This window comes from Fischerella sp. JS2 (genome assembly GCF_032393985.1).
GTDB lineage: Bacteria > Cyanobacteriota > Cyanobacteriia > Cyanobacteriales > Nostocaceae > Fischerella.
Genome location: NZ_CP135918.1, coordinates 4,183,772 through 4,204,643 on the forward strand (window position 1 = coordinate 4,183,772; position 20,872 = coordinate 4,204,643).

The 20,872-nt window shown below is 40.6% G+C and carries 18 protein-coding genes; 13 read left to right on the forward strand and 5 right to left on the reverse strand.

All coding sequences use genetic code 11. The annotated features are described in order from the left end of the window. Nucleotides 1-21: 21 nt before the first annotated feature. Nucleotides 22-1,770 carry an NAD+ synthase gene (locus tag RS893_RS17730; protein ID WP_315792011.1) on the forward strand — a complete coding sequence of 583 codons (1,749 nt, stop codon included), beginning with the start codon at nucleotides 22-24 and terminating at the stop codon, nucleotides 1,768-1,770. Nucleotides 1,771-1,924: 154 nt separating this feature from the next. On the opposite strand, the gene RS893_RS17735 is transcribed toward RS893_RS17730, so the two are convergent. Next, a complete protein-coding gene (locus tag RS893_RS17735) occupies nucleotides 1,925-2,272 on the reverse strand; it encodes a hypothetical protein (RefSeq protein WP_315786162.1) in 348 nt (115 codons plus the stop codon). Nucleotides 2,273-2,513: 241 nt separating this feature from the next. Here RS893_RS17735 and RS893_RS17740 point away from each other — a divergent pair, with 241 nt between their 5' ends. After that, nucleotides 2,514-3,365, forward strand: a complete 852-nt coding sequence (locus RS893_RS17740; RefSeq protein WP_315786164.1) for an ABC transporter ATP-binding protein — start codon at nucleotides 2,514-2,516, stop codon at nucleotides 3,363-3,365. A gap of 2 nt (nucleotides 3,366-3,367) precedes the next feature. Here the strand turns inward: RS893_RS17740 and RS893_RS17745 are convergent, their stop codons facing one another. Continuing rightward, nucleotides 3,368-3,991 (reverse strand): tetratricopeptide repeat protein, encoded by a 624-nt coding sequence (locus RS893_RS17745; RefSeq protein ID WP_315786167.1) that lies wholly within the window; start codon nucleotides 3,989-3,991, stop codon nucleotides 3,368-3,370. Between the two features lie 667 nt (nucleotides 3,992-4,658). Here RS893_RS17745 and RS893_RS17750 point away from each other — a divergent pair. After that, nucleotides 4,659-4,985, forward strand: coding sequence for a YbjQ family protein (locus RS893_RS17750; RefSeq protein WP_009458250.1), 327 nt, complete (start codon nucleotides 4,659-4,661; stop codon nucleotides 4,983-4,985). A gap of 352 nt (nucleotides 4,986-5,337) precedes the next feature. Further along, on the forward strand, nucleotides 5,338-5,973 hold the full coding sequence (locus RS893_RS17755; protein ID WP_315786206.1) for a hypothetical protein: 636 nt from the start codon (nucleotides 5,338-5,340) through the stop codon (nucleotides 5,971-5,973). 77 nt (nucleotides 5,974-6,050) lie between these two features. On the opposite strand, the gene RS893_RS17760 is transcribed toward RS893_RS17755, so the two are convergent. Together RS893_RS17760 and sufR are read right to left on the reverse strand one after the other, a co-directional pair. Beyond that, entirely contained in the window at nucleotides 6,051-6,311 is a 261-nt protein-coding gene (locus RS893_RS17760) for a hypothetical protein (protein WP_315786209.1), read from the reverse strand. A gap of 152 nt (nucleotides 6,312-6,463) precedes the next feature. Next, nucleotides 6,464-7,138, reverse strand: a complete 675-nt coding sequence (gene sufR / locus RS893_RS17765) for an iron-sulfur cluster biosynthesis transcriptional regulator SufR (RefSeq protein WP_315786211.1) — start codon at nucleotides 7,136-7,138, stop codon at nucleotides 6,464-6,466. A 220-nt stretch (nucleotides 7,139-7,358) separates the two neighbouring features. On the opposite strand from sufR, the gene sufB reads away from it, so the two are divergent. From sufB to RS893_RS17815, 9 genes are all read left to right on the forward strand, one after another. Then, entirely contained in the window at nucleotides 7,359-8,795 is a 1,437-nt protein-coding gene (gene sufB, locus RS893_RS17770) for a Fe-S cluster assembly protein SufB (RefSeq protein WP_315786214.1), read from the forward strand. Nucleotides 8,796-8,911: 116 nt separating this feature from the next. Beyond that, nucleotides 8,912-9,700 carry a Fe-S cluster assembly ATPase SufC gene (sufC, locus tag RS893_RS17775; protein WP_315786216.1) on the forward strand — a complete coding sequence of 263 codons (789 nt, stop codon included), beginning with the start codon at nucleotides 8,912-8,914 and terminating at the stop codon, nucleotides 9,698-9,700. Further along, nucleotides 9,700-11,076 (forward strand): Fe-S cluster assembly protein SufD, encoded by a 1,377-nt coding sequence (gene sufD / locus RS893_RS17780; RefSeq protein WP_315786219.1) that lies wholly within the window; start codon nucleotides 9,700-9,702, stop codon nucleotides 11,074-11,076. The genes sufC and sufD overlap by 1 nt, the downstream gene beginning before the upstream one ends. A gap of 138 nt (nucleotides 11,077-11,214) precedes the next feature. Then, entirely contained in the window at nucleotides 11,215-12,483 is a 1,269-nt protein-coding gene (locus RS893_RS17785) for a SufS family cysteine desulfurase (protein WP_315786222.1), read from the forward strand. Between the two features lie 92 nt (nucleotides 12,484-12,575). Beyond that, nucleotides 12,576-13,211 carry a Uma2 family endonuclease gene (locus tag RS893_RS17790; RefSeq protein ID WP_315786224.1) on the forward strand — a complete coding sequence of 212 codons (636 nt, stop codon included), beginning with the start codon at nucleotides 12,576-12,578 and terminating at the stop codon, nucleotides 13,209-13,211. A gap of 618 nt (nucleotides 13,212-13,829) precedes the next feature. Continuing rightward, nucleotides 13,830-15,410 carry a CPBP family intramembrane glutamic endopeptidase gene (locus tag RS893_RS17800; protein WP_315786227.1) on the forward strand — a complete coding sequence of 527 codons (1,581 nt, stop codon included), beginning with the start codon at nucleotides 13,830-13,832 and terminating at the stop codon, nucleotides 15,408-15,410. An 819-nt stretch (nucleotides 15,411-16,229) separates the two neighbouring features. After that, nucleotides 16,230-16,505, forward strand: a complete 276-nt coding sequence (locus RS893_RS17805) for a TM2 domain-containing protein (RefSeq protein ID WP_315786230.1) — start codon at nucleotides 16,230-16,232, stop codon at nucleotides 16,503-16,505. A 595-nt stretch (nucleotides 16,506-17,100) separates the two neighbouring features. Beyond that, the gene (locus tag RS893_RS17810; RefSeq protein ID WP_315786233.1) at nucleotides 17,101-19,575 is read left to right on the forward strand and encodes a heavy metal translocating P-type ATPase; all 2,475 of its coding nucleotides are present in this window, start codon (nucleotides 17,101-17,103) and stop codon (nucleotides 19,573-19,575) included. A gap of 321 nt (nucleotides 19,576-19,896) precedes the next feature. Continuing rightward, nucleotides 19,897-20,400, forward strand: a complete 504-nt coding sequence (locus RS893_RS17815) for an FHA domain-containing protein (RefSeq protein WP_315786236.1) — start codon at nucleotides 19,897-19,899, stop codon at nucleotides 20,398-20,400. 95 nt (nucleotides 20,401-20,495) lie between these two features. On the opposite strand, the gene RS893_RS17820 is transcribed toward RS893_RS17815, so the two are convergent. Then, on the reverse strand, nucleotides 20,496-20,843 hold the full coding sequence (locus RS893_RS17820; protein WP_315786238.1) for a hypothetical protein: 348 nt from the start codon (nucleotides 20,841-20,843) through the stop codon (nucleotides 20,496-20,498). Nucleotides 20,844-20,872: the final 29 nt, after the last annotated feature.

Here is a 20,872-nt window from a genome sequence, read left to right on the forward strand (position 1 = left end):
GACAAATAACTATTGACCATCATGAAAATCGCGATCGCTCAACTTAATCCTACCATTGGTGATTTACCAAAAAATGCTCAAAAAATCCTTAAAGCTGCACAACAAGCAGTAGCCCAAGGTGCGCGTTTATTGCTGACACCAGAACTGTCTTTGTGTGGCTATCCTCCCCGGGATTTATTATTAAATCCTAGTTTTATTGAGGCAATGGGTATTACCTTACAACAATTAGCTAGAGACTTGCCACCTAAGTTAGCAGTATTAGTCGGAACTGTAGACGAAAATTTTCAAGCCAAAACCACTGGCGGCAAAACTTTATTTAATAGCATCGCTTGGTTAGAAGCAGGTAAGGTAAAACAAATTTTTCACAAACGGCTTTTACCTACTTATGATGTCTTTGACGAACATCGCTATTTTGAACCAGGTTTACAAGCGAATTATTTCACTTTGGATGACATTAATATTGGTGTCACTGTTTGCGAAGATTTATGGAACGATGAAGAATTTTGGGGCAAACGTAGTTACACTGTCAACCCGATTGCTGACTTAGCAATTTTAGGTGTGGATTTGATTGTGAATTTGTCCGCTTCACCTTATACACTCAGCAAGCAACGCTTCCGTGAAGCAATGCTAAGTCACAGTGCAGTACATTTTCGTCAACCGATTATCTATGCTAATCAAGTGGGCGGCAACGATGATTTAATTTTTGATGGCAGAAGTTTTGCTTTAAACCGCCAAGGTGAAGTTATTTGTCGGGCGCGTGGATTTATCACTGATTTATTAATCATTGAATTTGATCAAGAAGTACGGGATTTTAACTTAGGTTTTATTGCACCTAACTATGAGTGCGAAGAAGAAGAAATCTGGCAAGCATTAGTTTTAGGTGTGCGAGACTATGTCCGTAAGTGTGGCTTTAGTCAAGTAGTTCTAGGTTTGAGTGGTGGGATTGATTCTTCTGTTGTGGCCGTGATCGCTACAGCAGCCCTTGGTAAAGAAAATGTCCTCGGTGTTCTCATGCCTTCTCCCCACAGTTCTGACCATTCCATCACTGATGCCTTGGCATTAGCAGCAAATCTTGGTATCAAAACTCATACCTTGCCCATCGGAGAATTAATGCAAGCATATGACAAAACCTTTACAGATTTGTTTGCTGAGACTGAATTGGGACTAGCAGAAGAAAATATTCAATCCCGAATTCGGGGTAACTTATTGATGGCTATATCCAATAAATTTGGTCATCTTCTCCTCTCAACTGGCAACAAATCAGAAATGGCTGTTGGTTACTGCACCCTCTACGGTGATATGAATGGCGGTTTAGCAGTCATAGCTGATGTTCCCAAAACCCGCGTCTATGCACTGTGTCGCTGGTTAAATCGCAACGGCGAAATCATTCCCCACAACGTCCTTACCAAAGCACCTAGCGCCGAACTTAAACCAGGTCAAGTTGATCAAGATTCCCTACCCCCCTACGATATTCTCGACGACATCTTGCAACGTCTAATTGAAGACCACCAATCACCCGCCCAAATTGTTAGCGCGGGACACGATCCAGTTATAGTTGATAAAGTCATGAAAATGTTAGCTAGGGCAGAGTTCAAGCGGCGACAAGCACCCCCAGGATTAAAAATTACAGACCGCGCTTTTGGTACTGGATGGCGGATGCCCATTGCTAGTAATTGGCTGGCTGTTAAAAATACTTATGATACGAGAAGTATACCTACACCTTCCTTGGCACTTTGGAACGGACAAAATACTCATCCCAGTATGAAATAAAGGGGAAAGCACAAAAGAGGGCACAAAGAAGGAATAATCCCTTCTCCTGATTGCCCGAACTGTCTGCGCGACAGTCTGTTGCCAGGGTTTAAGACCCTCATCAAATTTCCAACAGGCATATCACGGTAGGGTAGGGTTTGCTCCCTATCTAAACTTAAACTTTCTGCCCTTTGCCTCTTGCCTGTGTGCCTTCTTCAAGCCAATTTAGAAACTCGCTAACCTCACCAAATGAAGAGCGATCGCTTGCAAATTCTTGATATAACAATCTTAATGCAGTTACGGTGAATTGTGGTATTTCTTCACCCGCCCAAAATTCCAACTCGCTTTTAGCATCATCTAATGCTTGTTCTTCGGTTGGTAGCCAAAAATTGAGAAATATCTTTCCTTCCTTATAGAAGTAAGTATCAAAACCAAGCCTGTTTTCTTGTTCGTATATCTTTGCCTGATATTTACCAATCTCTAAAGTATGCAGTAATTTCCGTTGGGATTGTATATGCAGCATTTCTATCACCAATTTTTTTATGTCTTAAGTTATATTGACACTTTTAAGTATCACTCACCAGTGATATAAATCACCCCTATGGATTATGACAAAAAACTTTGACTAAGATATAAACAGCACAAGGCAATCAGGAATAGGGAAATTGCTGCGACCAGATTTTGAAGGGTAGGTATCGCTCAGCCTAAAATTATAAATAGTGTTAATAAAACTTTACGCGCTCTCAGCAACACCCAACTTAATCATGACCGTTGCCGTTTCTCTCGAAAACGTCTACAAAATTTACAACAAAGTCCCTGTAGTCGATAATCTTTCTTTTGACATTGCTGCTGGAGAAATGTTTGGTTTACTTGGCCCTAATGGTGCAGGTAAATCTACCACAATTCGGATGTTGACTACTCTCACCAAACCTACACAAGGAAACATTGAGGTGTGTGGCTATGATGTGATACGCCAACCCTTGCAGGTAAAACAGTGTATAGGTGTAGTGTTACAGCAAATCAGTGTAGATGGCGATTTAACTGTGTGGGAAAATATGGAATTACATGGTAGGCTACATCACATACAGAACCCACAGCGCCAACGTCTGATTAACCAATGGCTAGATTACGTGGAATTGACTCCAAAACGTAATGACCTAGTCAAAACCCTGTCTGGTGGAATGAAGCGGCGATTGCAAATTGCTAGGGCTTTGTTACATCAACCCCAAATTTTATTTTTGGATGAACCAACAGTGGGACTAGACCCCCAAACCAGGCGGCGTCTTTGGGAAATTATCAAAGATTTAAATAAGCAAGGTATGACCATGCTGTTAACGACGCATTATATGGAAGAAGTGGAATATCTATGCGATCGCATCGGCATTATGGATAATGGTAAGTTAATTTCTTTAGGAACTTTACAACAATTGCGCTCCACTCATGGTGAAGGCTTAGTAATGAAACAAGTAGGAGATCGTTGGGAATATGTCTTTTTCCCCACCTTGGGTGAAGCAAACAATTATTTAGACACGCTACAAGATAAGACAGGAATAATGGTGCGTCCCTCTAACCTAGAAGATATTTTTGTAGAACTAACTGGACGTCAGTTAGATTAATTTCATACCCCTAATTCACGTAAGGTTGCTTCCATTCTAGTCACACTGTCAAACTTACCCTGTTGTTCGTATAAATCACGGGCTTTTTTAAAAACAGCGATCGCTTCTTTGGATTTACCTTGTTTTTTTAACATAGTCCCCCGTAACTCATAAACTTGGGGATTTTTGGGAGCAAGTTTTACAGCTTCCTCATATGCCCATTGAGCATTTGTATATTCTCCCAATCGTGTCAGAATAGTTGCTAAACCTATATAGGCATTGACGTTACCACGGTTTAACTGTATTGCTTTGCGATAAGCTTCTTTAGCTCCATTGTTATTACCTAAATTCCCGCTGATATAACCCAAAGCATATTGATAATCACTGTTATTAGGGTTAAGAGCAACAGCCCGACGGTAAGCGGTTAATGCTGCGGAAAAATTTCCTTGTAAAGCATACAAATAACCAATGCCAGAATAGATTGAAGCATTTTTTGGCTCTAGGTTTGCTGCTTGTTGGTAAACAGCGATCGCACCACTATAATCACCTGTCTCTACTAGGCTACGTCCTTGTTCCAATAGTTCTTTTACTTCTTGAGTACTTTGACGCTGTACTACTAATACCTGAGCCTGAGTCACTGAAGGCATTGTTGTAACAATGTTTCCCATCAACAGAACACTAAATAAGAATAAAGTTCCTTTGTACACAGTAAACAACCTGAAAGTTTGTGCCAATTGAACAGATTTTCTCTGATTGCTTGTCCATTAAAACAAAAATATTCTATTTTGCAAACTCCATATGCATCTTTTTTACCAAATATTTAAAAGCTCTTTCGTTTTCTGTCTTCTGGTTTATAGCTAATTTCCAGCATCTACTTTGATAATTACAAAAATTACTGGGAATAGATAGGTAATCATAGTAATACCTGGACTACTGGTTGTAAATCATACAAAATACCAGATTTATACTCAAAATTCTAACTATTGACCCATGACGAGCTAAACCCACAAAGCAGATAATAGAATTTTATGGTAGACAGTCCTGTTTTCAACATGGGGTAAAAGTTGCGATCATCACAAGTTTTCATGCTTTTTTAACAAAAGTCTATAGAGTCTCTAGCAAAAGTAACTTTTGTCAGGTGTGGAAAATTTGAGCCACCACTACTGATGAAAGCAGAGAGTTAATACACAGTTAAAGGATAAACAAAAAACTTCTTCTTTTAGCCCTTGTTATTTGAGTTTTCTGACTTTTGCAATCAGTTTAATGAACATAGGAATATATAAACTTACATATTGATCTTTGTGAGGTAGACTTATGATTTTAACTACTACTGATGTCATCCAAGGAGCCGTTATCCAATCATATTTGGGTATTGTGACAGCAGAAATCGTCTATGGTAGTAACTTTCTACGAGACTTTTTTGCTGGTTTACGGGATATAATAGGTGGGCGTACAGGTAGCTATGAGCGCTTATTTGAAGAAGGTCAACGCAAAGCACTAGCAGAGTTAGAACAACGAGCGTTACGTTTAGGCGCAGATGCAGTAATTGGCATTGAAATTGATACAGGTACTATCAATGTTGACCAGTCAGGAGTATTACTCTTAATCACAGCTACAGGTACAGCTGTGAAAATGCGTTAAGTAGTAAAGTGGAAAATATGCATGTAAGCAGCAAATAGCTCTAGCTCCTTGCCTGTTATTATGCATATTTCATAACAGTTACGTGTTTGAATAACGTATATATTTATTAATATTTGAAAAATTATTTTTACAGATTCTATGAGTTGAGACTTGCTCGTGTTGTTATTTATATCAAGAAAAAAATATGTAAAATCTTACAGGGTATACCTGTCAAATAAACTTAATACTCAAGGTAGACATATTAACTCTTTCTATTGATAGATATTAAAAACAAGAGATAGCAATTTAATTTTAAGATAACTATCAAAATAGCAGAAAAAACCTTAAATTTTTATTCTGGAGAAATGAGTTTATGTCCTATGTAAATCGTCCTACTGGTGAAGTTATTAATGAACCTGTCGCAGTTACTCCAGTAGTTGATTACCACGATCGCGTCCGTTGGGGACCTATTATTTCTGGTCTATTAGTAGCCATAGCAACTCAATTAATTTTAAGCGCTATAATTGCTGCCCTTGGAGCAGGTAGTATTGAAGCTTCCGGCAGACCAAGAACAATTACACCCAATGTTGCTGGAAATGTTGGTATTTGGTCAACTATAGCCTTATTAATATCCCTTTTCACTGGTGGTTGGGTAACAACCCGTGCTTGTGGCCCTATGAACCGTAATACAGCCCTTCTTAACGGTGCAATTCTCTGGGCAACAACTTTAGCAGTTAGTTCTTGGTTATTGGCAAGTGGTGTATCCGGTGCTTTTGGTGTAGCAGCCTCCAATGCAGGGGAAGTTATTAACCAAATTCAGCAACCTGGTGGTGTAGCCATACCACAAAATCTACCGAACCTTACTGCTGAGCAAGCTCGTGATGTAGCTGCAAATTTACGCTCAGGGTTATGGTGGTTTGTATTCGGCTCTTTACTAGGTTTAATTGCTGCTATGATTGGAGCAGCTGTCGGCGCTCGTAGTCCTCGTACTCAAGCAAATTACAGATAAAGTTAGTAGTTAGTAGTTGATAGTTAATAGTTGTTAGTTGTTGTACAAACAATAACTAACAAATAACTATCAACTATTTACCATTTCAAATATGAAGCTTCTACACCTTGTTCTCGCCTAATTTTGCCATCTTTTTCAAACCAGGCAATTACTTGCTCTGTTGACAAATCTTCGACAGAAACAGCGTATTCTTGGGCGATATGCTTCAAGAGTTTTAATGATGAAATAGTTAATCGAGATAAAAACTTTTCTGAGGAAGACAGCAAAGCAGCATCTACTTTTGCTGACTCTTCTAAAGTTAAAAATTGTTCTGATGGTTGTTGGGGTATTGAATTCATAAATAGGTAGTTGGTTGTTGGTAATTGGCACTCTTGTAGTAGCCAATAAATATTAACTAAGAGTTAACAAGATCTTTGGTTTTCCGTTAAACAAATTACCAATTGCCCATTATCCTTGACATACACTAAATATGAAAAGCTATATATATTTCTTATGATCTAACTTTTCTCGCTTGCACTAAGTAGCCACAACGATGCTCACCATTAATAATCCAGTGAGTACGTTCTACTGTACAATCTGGTAAAACAGCAGCAAACATTTCTAACTCATGCCCACAAATACTAGGAAAAGACTCTGCAAGATTAGAAATGGCACAGTTATGCTCCATTAAAATAAAGCGATCGCCACTACCTGACTCATGGGAGTCTATAGGGTGATACTCTGCCATGTAACCCTCTGCTTTCCTAAGTTCTACCAAAGTTTCTACTCTCTGGTGTAAAGAGCCATTACCCAGGTGTTCGCGATATTCTTGGGCTTTACGTTCCCACTGTTTTCTTAAAATACTGCTGACTTGGTCGTGTCCAACTGTTTGGGCTACTGTGTCTAGTAAGGAAACGGCAAACTCTCCATAACTATCAGCCGCTTCTCTTCGTAAGCGATCGCGTCCTTTACTACTTAACTTATAAACGTGCTGCGGCCGCCCCATCCCAGCCTGCACCGATGAATACACAATTAAATCTTCCGCCTCTAAATCCTTGAGATGGCGACGAATTGCTTGCGGGCTAATATCTAAAGCTGCGGCCAGTTCAACCGCCGTAGCTTGAGCGTGCTTAACGAGATATTCTAGGATATCTTGCTTGGTTGAGGACTGCTGGGTAGTCACCATCGTCGTCCCAAAAAATCATGATTAAATTTCACTTTGACAACAATATTGTTGTTAATCTAGCGTAAAATGAAGATGTGTTAAACAACATAGCTGTTGTTTTAGTAGTTATCCCTATTGTAACAGTCGTGTGACTATTCGGTAACACGAATTGGGAATTGGTGACAAATCCCTCTCCCATCCTTAAAGAGTATAGAGTTGCGAACACAAGAGAAAATTACTGATGAGTGCCACTGTTAAAACCTTAGTAAATCAGCCTTACAAGTACGGCTTCGTTACCAACATTGAGGCAGACACAATTCCTCGGGGACTAAACGAGGATATCATCCGCATGATCTCTGCCAAGAAAAACGAGCCAGAATTTATGCTGGAGTTTCGCCTCAGAGCTTATCGCCAGTGGCAAAAAATGACAGAACCAACTTGGCCTAGCATTAAGTATCCACCAATCGACTATCAAAATATAATTTACTATTCAGCTCCCAAGCAACAAGCAAAAAAGAAAAGCTTGGAAGAAGTAGATCCTACCCTTCTAGAAACCTTTGAAAAGTTGGGCATTCCTCTGTCAGAACAAAAGCGATTGGCGAACGTTGCCGTAGACGCAATTTTTGATAGCGTTTCCGTCGCCACCACCTTCAAAGAAAAACTGGCGAAAGAAGGAGTTATCTTTTGCTCTATTTCCGAAGCATTGCAGGAACACCCAGAATTAGTGCAAAAGTACCTGGGTAGCGTTGTTCCCATTGCTGATAATTATTTTGCCGCCCTCAATTCTGCGGTATTTAGCGATGGTTCCTTCGTCTACATTCCTAAAGGTGTAAAATGTCCAATGGAACTGTCTACCTACTTCCGCATCAACAACGGCGACACTGGACAATTTGAGCGGACGTTAATTGTTGCTGAAGATGACAGCTATGTTTCCTATCTTGAAGGCTGTACAGCACCAATGTACGACAGCAATCAGTTACATGCTGCGGTTGTCGAACTTGTTGCCCTTGACAATGCCGAGATTAAATACTCTACAGTCCAAAACTGGTACGCTGGCGATGAAAAAGGCAGAGGCGGTATTTACAACTTCGTCACCAAGCGCGGTTTGTGTCAGGGTGTAAATTCCAAGATTTCTTGGACACAAGTAGAAACTGGTTCTGCCATTACCTGGAAATACCCTAGCTGCGTACTAGTGGGTGATAACTCTGTAGGTGAATTTTACTCGGTTGCGTTGACTAATAATATGCAGCAAGCCGATACTGGCACCAAAATGATTCATATTGGGAAAAATACCCGCAGCACAATAATTTCTAAAGGTATCTCTGCTGGTAATTCTAGTAACAGTTATCGGGGTTTAGTGAAAATTAACCCGAAGGCACAAGGAGCTAGAAACTACTCCCAGTGCGACTCTATGTTAATTGGGGATAATGCCCACGCCAATACTTTCCCTTACATTCAAGTACAAAATAATACTGGTAAGGTAGAGCATGAAGCTTCTACTTCTAAGATTGGGGAAGACCAACTATTTTACTTTGCACAGCGAGGTATTTCCACTGAAGATGCGTTAAAGATGATGATTAGCGGCTTCTGTAAGGATGTGTTTAATAACCTGCCGATGGAATTTGCTGTGGAAGCTGATAAGCTATTGAGTCTGAAGTTGGAAGGTAGTGTTGGGTAAATCGAACACAGATAAACACAGATGCACACAGATAAATATCTGTGTTTATCGCCTTGCATCTGTGGTCGAAATAAAAAAACTACAGAGAGCGCAGAGAATATATAAAAAGAGAGAACATGATTATTGAAAATAGCGAAGTTGTACTCTTAGTAAGAGACTTGACGGCTGAGGTTGATGGGACATCAATTCTCAAAGGTGTAAATCTGGAAGTACGTTCTGGCGAGATTCATGCGATTATGGGACCGAATGGTTCTGGTAAAAGTACCTTTTCTAAGGTGTTGGCTGGACATCCGGCGTATGAAGTGACTGGCGGTGAGGTGATTTTCCAGGGACAGAATTTGCTGGAAATGGAACCGGAAGAACGTGCTAGGAGTGGGATATTTTTGGCGTTTCAGTATCCTTTAGAGATTCCAGGTGTCAGCAATTTAGATTTCTTGCGCGTGGCGTATAATTCTAAGCGGAAGGCGCAGGGTTTGGAAGAAATTGATGCTTTTGATTTTGACGACTTGGTAGAGGAAAAACTGGAAGTTGTGAAAATGGACTCGGCTTTTCTCAACCGGAGTGTGAATGAAGGTTTCTCTGGTGGTGAAAAAAAGCGCAATGAGATTTTGCAAATGGCGTTACTAGAACCTAAACTGGCAATTCTGGATGAAACAGATTCAGGTTTGGATATTGACGCCCTCAAAATTGTGGCAAATGGGGTGAATCAATTGACTAGTCCTGAGAATGCCACAATTATGATTACTCACTATCAGCGACTGCTTAATTATATTGTGCCGGACTATGTTCATGTGATGGCACAAGGACGAATTATTAAGTCTGGTGGTAAGGAGTTAGCGTTAGAGTTAGAATCTCGTGGTTATGACTGGTTGTTAGATGAATTTGCGGCTGAGGTGGGTGTGTAATGACTATGCAAGTTTCTCCTAGTCCAATTCCTAACTCAAGTGCAGCTAGTTTGACTGGAACTTTGCTAGATAGAGATGCTTATTTAACTGAGTTATTAAATCGGGTGACTGTATCAAAGTCAGAGGGTTGGTTGCAAGAGGTACGCGATCGCGCGGCGAACTGGGTGCGTCATTCGACTCTTCCTACCACCCGCGATGAAGAATGGCGGTTTACTGATTTGTCTGCTTTACGGCAGGTGAAGTTTAGTTTTCAACCGAGACAAATATCAGATGCAAAAGGTACACCTTTATCTCTGCCAGAAGCAATAACAAGTCGTTTAGTATTTGTCAATGGCAATTTTGCACCTGCTTTGTCCGCGATCGCAAACTTGCCACCAGGGGTTAAGGTTAGTAATTTAGATAATTTACCTGCGGAATATCAGAAACTGTTGCAGCAATATTTAGCACAATCTGAGGGTGCGCTGGAAGTGTTAACCGCCCTCAATACTGCTGGAATGACTGATGCAGCAGTAGTTTGGATTGACAAAAATGTGATGGTGGAAACGCCTATTCATCTACAGTTTATAACTGTAGCTGAGCCTTCCATTATGTCTCTACCACGTTGTTTAGTAGTGGCAGAAACTGGTAGCAGCATCACTTTAATTGAAGAGTACACAACTCGCACAGGTGAAGTAGGTGTATTACCTGAGAATACTACTCCAGAATTTGTTGGCTTTACTAATGCGGTAACAGAAATTTGGATTGGAGAAAATGCTCAGGTAAATCATACCCGAATTCAATGCGAATATGTAGCAGATTTCCACATTGGCAAAACTGCCGTTACGCAAGCACGTTACAGTCGCTATACCTGTAATGCGATAACTTTAGGTGCTAAAATTTCGCGCCACAATTTAGAGATTTTGCAAACTGGTGAGCAAACGGAAACCACTTTGAATGGATTGACGGTGATCGGTGGTAATCAGTTAGCAGATACTCACAGTGCCATCGCTCTCAATTATCCTTATGGTACAAGTCGGCAATTGCACAAAACTATCGTAGGCGATCGCGCTCATGCAGTGTTCAATGGCAAAGTTTTTGTTCCTAAACTAGCGCAGCTGACAGACGCAGCACAATTGAATCGCAATTTGCTGCTATCATCTAAAGCCAGAGTTGATACCAAACCCCAATTAGAAATTACCGCAGATAACGTTAAATGCGCTCATGGTGCGACTGTTAGTCAGTTGGAAGACGATGAAATCTTCTACCTGCAAAGTCGGGGTATTGATGAAGAAAGTGCGCGCAGTTTATTAGTTCATGCCTTCGCTGCGGAAATTATTCACCAAGTACCAGTTCCTTCGCTGTGTGAAAAACTCACGCAAACCGTCAACCGATTTTAGATTTTGGATTTTAGATTGTGTAGCGTTTGTTATTTGTTAAATGTTATCTGAAACAATCATCCATTAACAACCAACCCATTCCCATTACCCAATCCCAAATCCAAAATCATAAATCCCAAATCCAAAATCCAAAATTCTATGACTTTTACCCAAGAAAGAACCCTTGCTGATAAAGTCCGTCTTGACTTCCCAATTTTACACCAGGAAGTCAACGGCAAACCTTTAGTATACTTTGACAATGCTGCGACATCCCAAAAACCTCTGTTCGTACTCGATACTCTGCGAGACTACTACGAGCAGTACAATGCTAATGTCCATCGTGGCGTCCATACCCTCAGTGCTAAAGCTACCGAGGCTTATGAAGCAGCGAGAGATAAAGTTGCTGCCTTCGTTAATGCTGCATCACGTCAGGAAATTGTTTTTACCCGCAATGCAACTGAAGCGATCAACTTGGTTGCTTACAGTTGGGGAATGAACAATTTGCATCCAGGAGACGAGATTATTCTATCGGTGATGGAACACCACAGCAATATCGTTCCTTGGCAGTTTGTCGCCGCTAAAACGGGTGCAGTACTGAAGTTTGTGGAATTGACACCGGAAGAAACTTTGGATTTGGAACATTTCCAAAAGCTGCTTTCGGATAAAACAAAATTGGTGTCGGTGGTACACGTATCTAATACTTTGGGTTGCATTAATCCAGTGACAGAAATTTGCACTCTGGCACATAAATATGGAGCCAAAGTATTAATTGATGCTTGCCAAAGTGTGCCCCACATGCCTGTTGATGTGCAGCAAATTGGCTGTGACTGGCTAGTGGCTTCGGGGCATAAAATGTTAGCTCCTACAGGTATTGGCATTTTGTATGGTAAGTTGGAACTACTGCAAGCTATGCCGCCATTTTTTGGTGGTGGTGAAATGATTGCGGAGGTGTTTTTAGACCATTCCACCTACGCAGATTTACCACATAAATTTGAAGCTGGTACACCTGCCATTGGAGAAGCGATCGCCCTTGGTGCGGCAGTAGATTATCTTACTAAAATTGGCATGAACAAAATCCATGCTTACGAAGCAGAATTGACTGCTTACCTATTCCAGCAATTAGAAAAAATTCCCCAAATTAGAATATACGGCCCCAAACCAAATGCTCAAGGTGAAGGTAGAGCTGCTTTAGCTGCATTCACCGCCGCCGAAGTTCATGCTAATGACTTATCAACATTACTAGATACAGAAGGTATTGCCATCCGTTCTGGACACCACTGTACCCAACCATTACACCGCTATCTCAAAATTCCTGCCACCGCACGCGCCAGTCTCTCTTTCTACAATACTTGTGAAGAAATTGATGTCTTCATCAAAGCCTTAAAAGAAACAATTGACTTTTTTAGTGGATTGTTCGGTGAGGAATAAGGAGCAATACACCTCCTCAAGCTATAATTAAGTCCGCGTAGGCGGACTTTGTTTATTAGCTGCGATTTATTATTGCTTAGTATTTGGGTAATATGTCTGTCACCACATCAACACTCGCTGAACAAAGAACAGTCCTGCATAACATTAGTTGGGAAACCTTTGAAACCTTACTGAAAGAAACAGGAGAAGATAGAGGTTCCCGCTTTGCTTATGAGGACGGAACTTTAGAAATAATGACCCCACTTTTTGAACATGAAAATCCTAAAATTCAGTTTGACCGTTTTATATTAGTCTTAGCTGAAGAATTAGGAATTGAAATTAAAAGCGCTGGTTCTACAACTTTAAAAAAACGTATTACAAATCGAGGCATAGAACCTGATAATTGTTTTTATATACAAACTGAGTCAAAAGTTAGAGCTAGGGAAACAATAAATTTAGAAACCGATCCTCCACCTGATCTAGCAATTGAAATTGATATTACAAATAGTTCAGTTAATAAATTTAGGATCTATTCAGCACTCGGTGTCCCAGAACTGTGGCGATATGATGGAGAAATTCTGAAATTTTATCAGTTGGTAGAGGGACAATATACAGAGCGCAAATTTAGCGTTGCCTTTTCTATAATTTCGGTAAGTGATATTCATAGATTTATTGAACAAAGTAAAACAATCGGAGAAATTGCTTTGCTTAAATCTTTTCGCGCTTGGGTGAGAAAGAAAATAAAATAGTTGGATAGTGAAGAAATCTTGGAATTCACTCTCTTATTTTAATTCCACCAGGAAAAAGTATACTCTAACTTATCGTAATATTTAAGTGAGGTAAGAAAAACGAACAGTGTTTTTGAAGAACTAGCTAATAAAGATGGGAAATATATTGTAATACCAATTCTCTAAAATCCGGCAACAGAATAATTTGGCAAATTAGTATTAGTTGATTTATCAAAACCTGATGAAATTGAAAAATTAGTTGTTGGTGGACAACAAGGAAATTATCCAGCAAAAATGTGTGTTGATTTACTGCATAGTCTGCTAGCTGCTAGAACTTTTACAGAATTAGGAAAACTTGACCAATTACTCACCTGGGAAAAAGATAAATCTTTAGCAGTAGTGTAATATATAAACCTTTGTGTCTTTGTGGTTTAAAAAAGTATGATTTTTCACCACCAAGCCACCACAAGGTAAAGAGCGATCGCAAATCTCCATTAGGTGCAGCACTCCAAATGGCTGATAAAAAAAGTAGTATTTAGTCGTGGAGACTGATGAGATGGTGATGGATGCTCCCATCCCCCCTACCTCCCCGGCTAGCACGAATTAATTGCAACTCAGTATGAGTCAAGAGGAGAATAAATGACACCTAAGCGGTTGGGTTTATTTTTGTTAACATTATTAGCGATTTTTGTTGCAGGTTCGTCCCTACTCAACAGTTGGAAAGAACCACAATTCCAAAGTCGCCTCGAACTTTATCAGACAAATATTGTCCTAGAAGCTTCCCAGTGGCAAATCTCAGATGGCAAGGATAATGATTTTCAAGCAGCCAAAGAAGCAATCATCGGTGAAAAACCTCTGGAAACCGCCACTAAGCAGTATCAAGAAACACGGAAATCGGCTGAAATTAATTTAGAAAAAGCTCAAAAGCAGCTGGCAGACTTAAGTTCTGAACCTGTTACAACTCCCGCAACTCCTAAACCCCAACCAGAAATTCCTCCTGCAACTAATACTTCTCGTTCAGTACAGCAAAAACAATTACAAAAAACAATTGATCAACTGCAAAAATCAATTGCTGAGATCGATTTGCGCTTGGGAATTTTACAAGCACAGCAAAAACAAACAGATACAGCCTTAAAAACTTGGCAGCAATTGCAGCAAAATCCCCAAAGTAAACCTGAGTTGCGCGAAACTGCTACGGCGTTAAGTGGAATGTGGAGTAGTCCGCCTCGTTTGCTTCCCAATGCTCAACAATTAATTCAAGATAATTTAGATGGCTGGTTTCGTTATACTGCTTTAACTCAACTCTACCAACTCCAGCAACGTCAAGAATCTTTAGCAAACCTTAAAACAGCAGAACAAGAAGCTGCGGAACAAGCATTTGTGAAATTGGCGATTATTGGTACTATTCCAGCGTTAGGGGCTTTTGTTGGTGTAGGACTGCTGATTTTTCTAGTTGGTCAACGTGTTATCAAGGGTAAAACTAGTTTATTGGGACAAAATGCTGATGCAGCTTGGTCAGTACCTTGGGATGGTGAAACGATTTTGCAGGTATTTGTCGTAGGTTTTTTCTTTATGGGACAGGTGTTGATCCCCATTGTCTTATCCCTACTTCCTATCCCTCGTTCTGCCCAAAATCTACGACTGCAAGCATTTTATGTATTCTTGAGTTACATATTAGTGGCATCAGGTGCAATCTCGGTACTGTATTTATCTATTAAACGTTTTTTACCGCTAGAGTCTGGCTGGTTTCGCTTCAGTTTACGGGGTAAGTGGTTTTTATGGGGATTTGGTGGTTATTGCGCGGCTTTACCTGTGGTAGTCGTGGTGTCTTTGATAAATCAACAAATATGGCAAGGGCAAGGTGGTAGTAATCCTCTGTTGCAGTTAGCATTGGAAAGTCAAGATTCTCTAGCATTAGGTATATTTTTCGTCACTGCCGCGATCGCTGCTCCTTTGTTTGAAGAATTTCTATTTCGCGGTTTTCTGCTACCTTCTCTGACTCGTTATATGTCGGTCTGGTGGGCTATTATTGCTAGTAGCTTTTTGTTTGCGATCGCTCATCTGAGTTTATCGGAAGTTTTACCACTATTCGCCTTAGGAATTGTTTTAGGAGTAGTTTACACGCGATCGCGTAATCTCCTTGCTCCCATGCTCCTTCATAGCCTTTGGAACAGTGGCACTCTACTTAGCTTATTTATCCTCGGTAGTGGCAGTAATTAAAAGTATCGGGGATCGGGGAATAGGGATCTGGAAAGTAGAAGACAAGGGGGAAACAGAAGAAAATAAACACCAATGCCCAATCCCTGATCCCTAATCCCCTTCGTCACAAAAATCTACCAACAGTATGTTGATATTAAGCATAAAAAAATGCTAGCTTGAGAGAAAATACATAGCTAATAAAATACTCAAGCAATTTAGTTAAATAAATAACAAATTAGCCATTAATGGCTAAACATTGCTTATTGACAGTTTCTGTCTGGGAATATTAAATTTTAGATTTCTGTTTTCAATTTAATGATTACGGAAAATTTACACAATTTAGTTTATAGCTATTTGTTTAGCTAAACTTAGAAAACCACCTGTAAAAAGCCGCTGAAATACGGTGTCTACATTACTCTTACTCAGTATCATCAATTCTTTACCGTGACAATTAAAAATCCGGAAATGATACTACCTGATGTGTATAAAGTATTATGACCCAATATGTTAGCCGTTAATTCTGTAATACGGAGTTTTCTGGCTTCAAGTTCAAAATTATAAATATATAGCGGTTTTTTATTGTTATCCAAAATAGTTTTCTGAAGATATCTAGTTTTAGACAATTTCTGAACACTATATCTTCAAAAAATAGCGTTACTTGTGAGGTCAAGTAACGTCAGTTCTATATTTTTACTTTTTCCAGTATTTATACTGAATTAAAAGTAAAAATTTATTGATTTTGCAAAAAGATAGTGTAAATAAGATAGTCAGTAGATTTACTTTTTGCTAGAAATATAGAATTTCAATTTTATACATTACTGATAAAGGAGTAATACTCATATGGCAAACCTCAACCCTAGTCATGCTACTAAACAACTATTAGCTGGTTACAGTGGCATTATGCTAGGAGGTCTTGGAATTCATAAGTTTGTTCTGGGTTATACCACAGAAGGATTTATCATGCTCCTGATTTCTTTAGTAGGAGGTTATTTCACCTACGGTTTAACCCTATTCATTATGCAGCTTGTGGGTTTAATAGAAGGAATGATCTACCTAAACAAATCCTACAACCAATTTGTTGATACCTACTTTGTTAACAAACAAGGCTGGTTTTAGTTAGTTGTTGGTTGTTGATGGTTAGTAGTTAGAGACGCGAGGAACATCGCGTCTGTACATAGTGGTTAGTGTTTTACTACTCCCCACACTCCACCCTTACCTTAAGCCGCTACGCGTCTACACACCCCTCACACTCTTCACACCCCCCATCTCCCCACCCCCTCTGCTTTCTCCCTTCTACCAATATGTAATATGTTAATTTTCAAGCGTAAGTATACATTTTTAATATTTTTGGCTTTATTAGGATTGGTATATTTTACTACCATATCTCATTTAGAGATTAATCCTTTTTTAAGAAGTCAGGTCGCTTTGATACCAACACAGTTAGTTGTCATCATCTATCTGACATATCTGCGCTGGAGTCGTAGAGAGTCGACTCATACCTTTTCACAAAAATCCTGATACATATTGAGGGGTGTACGGCTGTACGCATGGTAGGTGCTACAACGGGGGTTCCTCGCAACGCACTGCCTCCCCTACTTAACAAAACTTCATATCCTTGACATTCTGTCATTGTTGCGAATTTCGCCTACTCTCGAAATAGGGGTACACTAAGGCGTACTTTTACATTCGTAACAAATTTAAACACTATTCCATGCAACTTGTCCCAAAAACTAACCTTTCCCCAGAGCCAACTCCGACAACTGAGAAAATCATCTTAGATGTTGGAGGCATGAAATGTGGTGGCTGTGTAAAGGCTGTAGAGCGCCAACTGTTTCAATATCCTGGAGTGAAGAGCGCCAGTGTAAATCTAGCAACAGAGATTGCTGTTGTGGAGTTAGAGACTAGGGCGCTGGACGCAGATGCACTGGCACAGCAATTGACTGCGGCTGGATTTCCATCTCAACCGAGGCAAACAAGTGGGAAAGTCGCGGATGAAAACCAAGGCAAATCTGATCCAGCAGAACGACAGCGCCAAGAGATTCAGTCTGCACGTAGGCAGTTAATTATTGCTGCATTGCTGCTGCTGTTGTCAGGAATCGGACATTTTGGCAATAGTGGTGGCTTTGTACTGCCTGTTTTGCATAACATCTGGTTTCACTGCGGATTAGCAACGGTAGCGCTACTAATTCCTGGCCGCTCAATTTTGATAGATGGCTGGGTGAGCTGGCGACGGCTAGCACCCAATATGAATACTCTCGTCGGCTTGGGAACACTGATTGCTTACACAGCTAGTTTAGTTGCTCTGCTGTTTCCCCAGCTGGGCTGGGAGTGCTTCTTTGATGAGCCTGTGATGATGTTGGGCTTTATCTTATTGGGACGAACATTAGAAAAACAAGCCAGAGGTCGAGTTGTCGCTGCGTTTAAGAACTTGCTCGACCTCCAGCCCCAGTTAGCAAGATTGATTCCCAAACGGGGTGTACAGACGAGAGATGGCGCATCAGTGCAACCTTCTGCGACCGAAGTGATTGAAATTCCTGCCGAACAAGTACGTGTAGGCGAATGGTTACAAGTTCTGCCAGGAGACAAAGTTCCAGTTGATGGCGTAGTGATTGATGGTCAAACAACCATTGATGAATCAATGCTGACTGGAGAAGCTGTACCAGTGCTGAAGCAAAGCGGAGATACGGTCACAGCCGGAACACTCAATCAGTCAGGAGCGATCGCAATTGAAGCGACTCGCACTGGCAACGATACCACTTTGGCACAAATTGTGGCTTTAGTGGAAGCGGCACAAATTAGAAAAGCACCTGTACAGAAATTAGCAGATACAGTCGCAGGATACTTTACCTACGGTGTACTAGCGGCGGCTGTGCTGACATTTTTGTTTTGGTACTTTATCGGCACTCATGTTTGGCACGATGTTACCATCTCAGCTGGCATGAATATGGCCCATCACTTCTATGTTGTACCCGTACCTACTCATCACTCTCCGTTGTTGGTGAGCTTGAAGTTAGCTATTGCAGTTATGGTGGTAGCTTGTCCCTGTGCTTTAGGACTAGCCACACCTACAGCTATTCTCGTAGGAACAGCGATCGCTGCTGAACGAGGTCTATTAATCAAAGGCGGTGATGTTTTAGAAAAAGTCCATCAGTTGGATACCATCGTTTTTGACAAAACAGGCACGCTGACTAGTGGTAATCCAACCGTAACGGATTGTATTGTGCTGGAGGGACAAGAGAAACAGGGAGAAACAACTAATCCTCAATCCCCAATCCCTAATCCCCAATACTTATTACAACTCGCTGCTGCCGTAGAAAGGGGTACTTGTCATCCTTTGGCTACAGCAATTCAGAATCAAGTACAGCAGCAACAGTTAACTATTCCACCAGCTACTGACTTTCACACAGAACCAGGGCTTGGTGTTTCTGCTGTAGTCGAAGGCAATTTAGTACTTTTGGGAAATTGGGATTGGTTGAGTTGGCACGGAATTGTCATTAATGAAAATGTACACAAGCAGGCACAGACTTTAGCAGAGGATGGTAAAACTGTTGTGGGAATGGCAATTGCAGGAACAATTGCTGGACTCATTGCGATTCAAGATATCCTTAGACCAGATGCGAAAGCAGCTGTAGACAAGTTGCGTCACATGGGACTACGAGTCATGCTCCTCAGTGGTGATACACCAACAGCAGCTTTCGCTACTGCTAACCAACTGGGATTAGATACTGCCGATGTCATGGCGGCTGTACCTCCAGCCAAAAAAGCAGAGGTGATACAATCTCTTCAAAACGGAGATATAGAAAGAAGTGCTAATCCAAAATCCGTAGTCGCAATGGTAGGAGATGGCATCAACGATGCTCCGGCTTTGTCTCAAGCAGATATTGGGATTGCCTTACACACTGGTACAGATGTGGCGATTGAAACGGCTGATATTGTTTTAATGCGGAACTGTTTAAGCGATGTAGTCGCATCAATTCAACTCAGTCGTGCCACTTTCAATAAAATTCGCCAAAATTTATTTTGGGCTTTTGCCTATAACACGTTAGGAATTCCTTTGGCCGCTGGTATATTATTGCCCAGTCTACATTTTGTTCTTAGTCCTGCTGGTGCTGCGGCTCTCATGGCTTTTAGCTCGGTTAGTGTTGTTACCAATTCCCTACTACTACGGCGGTTTTCTCATAGTTAATACAAGAAGGTAGAGGGCAGAAGGCAGAAGGCGCAAAAGCTTATAATAAGAGCTTTCGTTATGTTACTAATAGTTGCCTTCTTTACGCTGATGTGTACTAGTAGAATATTTGCTCTTAATATTTCAAAAGAGTGAATATCCGTTCTGCCTGTCTCAGGTTAAACTAAATCGATAAGCCACTGTTAAAAAAAATCTCACAAAGTCATCGACTCTTTTCCCAGAGCGCCAGTAGATGCCACTGTAGATACTAAGAGTAAAACTATACTGTAGTGTTTTACTCTTAGTCATAACTATGCAGTACTAGAGACTCTGGTTTAGAAAATGGCAGAAAACAATTCTAAACAATTCTTAATTGATAAGACATCAACCGATTTTAGTAACGATTTGTCAATGGCAGCAGAAAACCATGAAAGCCATATACTGATCGTGGAAGACGATCAAGGACGTAAGGAATTTGCTCTGGAGCGTCCTATTTATTCCATCGGTCGAGACCGAGAATGTGATATTCGTTTAGTCTCACAATTTGTCTCGCGTCGTCACGCTACCTTAGTAAGGTTGCCCAGAGATGATAACAGCAAAAGTTATTATTATCGAATTGTTGATGGCGATGCTAAAGGCAAGCCCAGTTCCAATGGTCTGATGATTAATGGGCGCAAACTCCCTGCCCATGACCTTAAAAATGAAGATGAAGTTGTTTTTGGACCGCAGGTACGTGCTATTTATTACCTGTTAAAACGTGATACAATGCCCCCTGGTCAGGCTGATGTTAGTGAATATGACATTACACTTATCAACCCTGGTATGACTGACGATTTAGAAGACTAAAAAGTTCGTTGGTAATATTTTTTATGGCGTTTTGCTCTAAGCTAGATTGGCACAAAGCTAGCTTTAGCAGGCGCCCTTGCTGTAAGCATTTATATCTATCCTGCTAGGCTTTCAATCAGATGCCAATGACGGCTTTCTTCTATTGCCTGCTTGATATACTCAAACACCTGCCGACAATGATTATCTAGCTGGAGTGGCAGTTCCTGGTTTTTAATCACAATGCTCATTCGAGTTTCTGTTTCGGTAGCTGTGCTTTTATCAATCAATATTTCTACTGTCACCATTTTTGAGTAGGAAACAGTACCGACAATCTCACGTGCCATGATGTAATCCAATGTAGAGTACTGCACATCCAAGTTGCAGTCTTGTAGTAGTTCTACAAGTAGCGGCTGGAGATGGTGAACGGGAATAGAAAGAATAAACGAACAGGTATAGCGAGCCATAATAGACCCAAGGCTTGTAACACTCAGTC

Excerpts from the sequence above, each read along its gene's own strand:
- RS893_RS17730 (WP_315792011.1), top strand. The coding sequence starts at position 22 with ATGAAAATCGCGATCGCTCAACTTAATCCTACCATTGGTGATTTACCA.
- RS893_RS17735 (WP_315786162.1), bottom strand. The coding sequence starts at position 2,272 with ATGCTGCATATACAATCCCAACGGAAATTACTGCATACTTTAGAGATT.
- RS893_RS17740 (WP_315786164.1), top strand. The coding sequence starts at position 2,514 with ATGACCGTTGCCGTTTCTCTCGAAAACGTCTACAAAATTTACAACAAA.
- RS893_RS17745 (WP_315786167.1), bottom strand. The coding sequence starts at position 3,991 with ATGCCTTCAGTGACTCAGGCTCAGGTATTAGTAGTACAGCGTCAAAGT.
- RS893_RS17750 (WP_009458250.1), top strand. The coding sequence starts at position 4,659 with ATGATTTTAACTACTACTGATGTCATCCAAGGAGCCGTTATCCAATCA.
- RS893_RS17755 (WP_315786206.1), top strand. The coding sequence starts at position 5,338 with ATGTCCTATGTAAATCGTCCTACTGGTGAAGTTATTAATGAACCTGTC.
- RS893_RS17760 (WP_315786209.1), bottom strand. The coding sequence starts at position 6,311 with ATGAATTCAATACCCCAACAACCATCAGAACAATTTTTAACTTTAGAA.
- sufR (WP_315786211.1), bottom strand. The coding sequence starts at position 7,138 with ATGGTGACTACCCAGCAGTCCTCAACCAAGCAAGATATCCTAGAATAT.
- sufB (WP_315786214.1), top strand. The coding sequence starts at position 7,359 with ATGAGTGCCACTGTTAAAACCTTAGTAAATCAGCCTTACAAGTACGGC.
- sufC (WP_315786216.1), top strand. The coding sequence starts at position 8,912 with ATGATTATTGAAAATAGCGAAGTTGTACTCTTAGTAAGAGACTTGACG.
- sufD (WP_315786219.1), top strand. The coding sequence starts at position 9,700 with ATGACTATGCAAGTTTCTCCTAGTCCAATTCCTAACTCAAGTGCAGCT.
- RS893_RS17785 (WP_315786222.1), top strand. The coding sequence starts at position 11,215 with ATGACTTTTACCCAAGAAAGAACCCTTGCTGATAAAGTCCGTCTTGAC.
- RS893_RS17790 (WP_315786224.1), top strand. The coding sequence starts at position 12,576 with ATGTCTGTCACCACATCAACACTCGCTGAACAAAGAACAGTCCTGCAT.
- RS893_RS17800 (WP_315786227.1), top strand. The coding sequence starts at position 13,830 with ATGACACCTAAGCGGTTGGGTTTATTTTTGTTAACATTATTAGCGATT.
- RS893_RS17805 (WP_315786230.1), top strand. The coding sequence starts at position 16,230 with ATGGCAAACCTCAACCCTAGTCATGCTACTAAACAACTATTAGCTGGT.
- RS893_RS17810 (WP_315786233.1), top strand. The coding sequence starts at position 17,101 with ATGCAACTTGTCCCAAAAACTAACCTTTCCCCAGAGCCAACTCCGACA.
- RS893_RS17815 (WP_315786236.1), top strand. The coding sequence starts at position 19,897 with ATGGCAGAAAACAATTCTAAACAATTCTTAATTGATAAGACATCAACC.
- RS893_RS17820 (WP_315786238.1), bottom strand. The coding sequence starts at position 20,843 with ATGGCTCGCTATACCTGTTCGTTTATTCTTTCTATTCCCGTTCACCAT.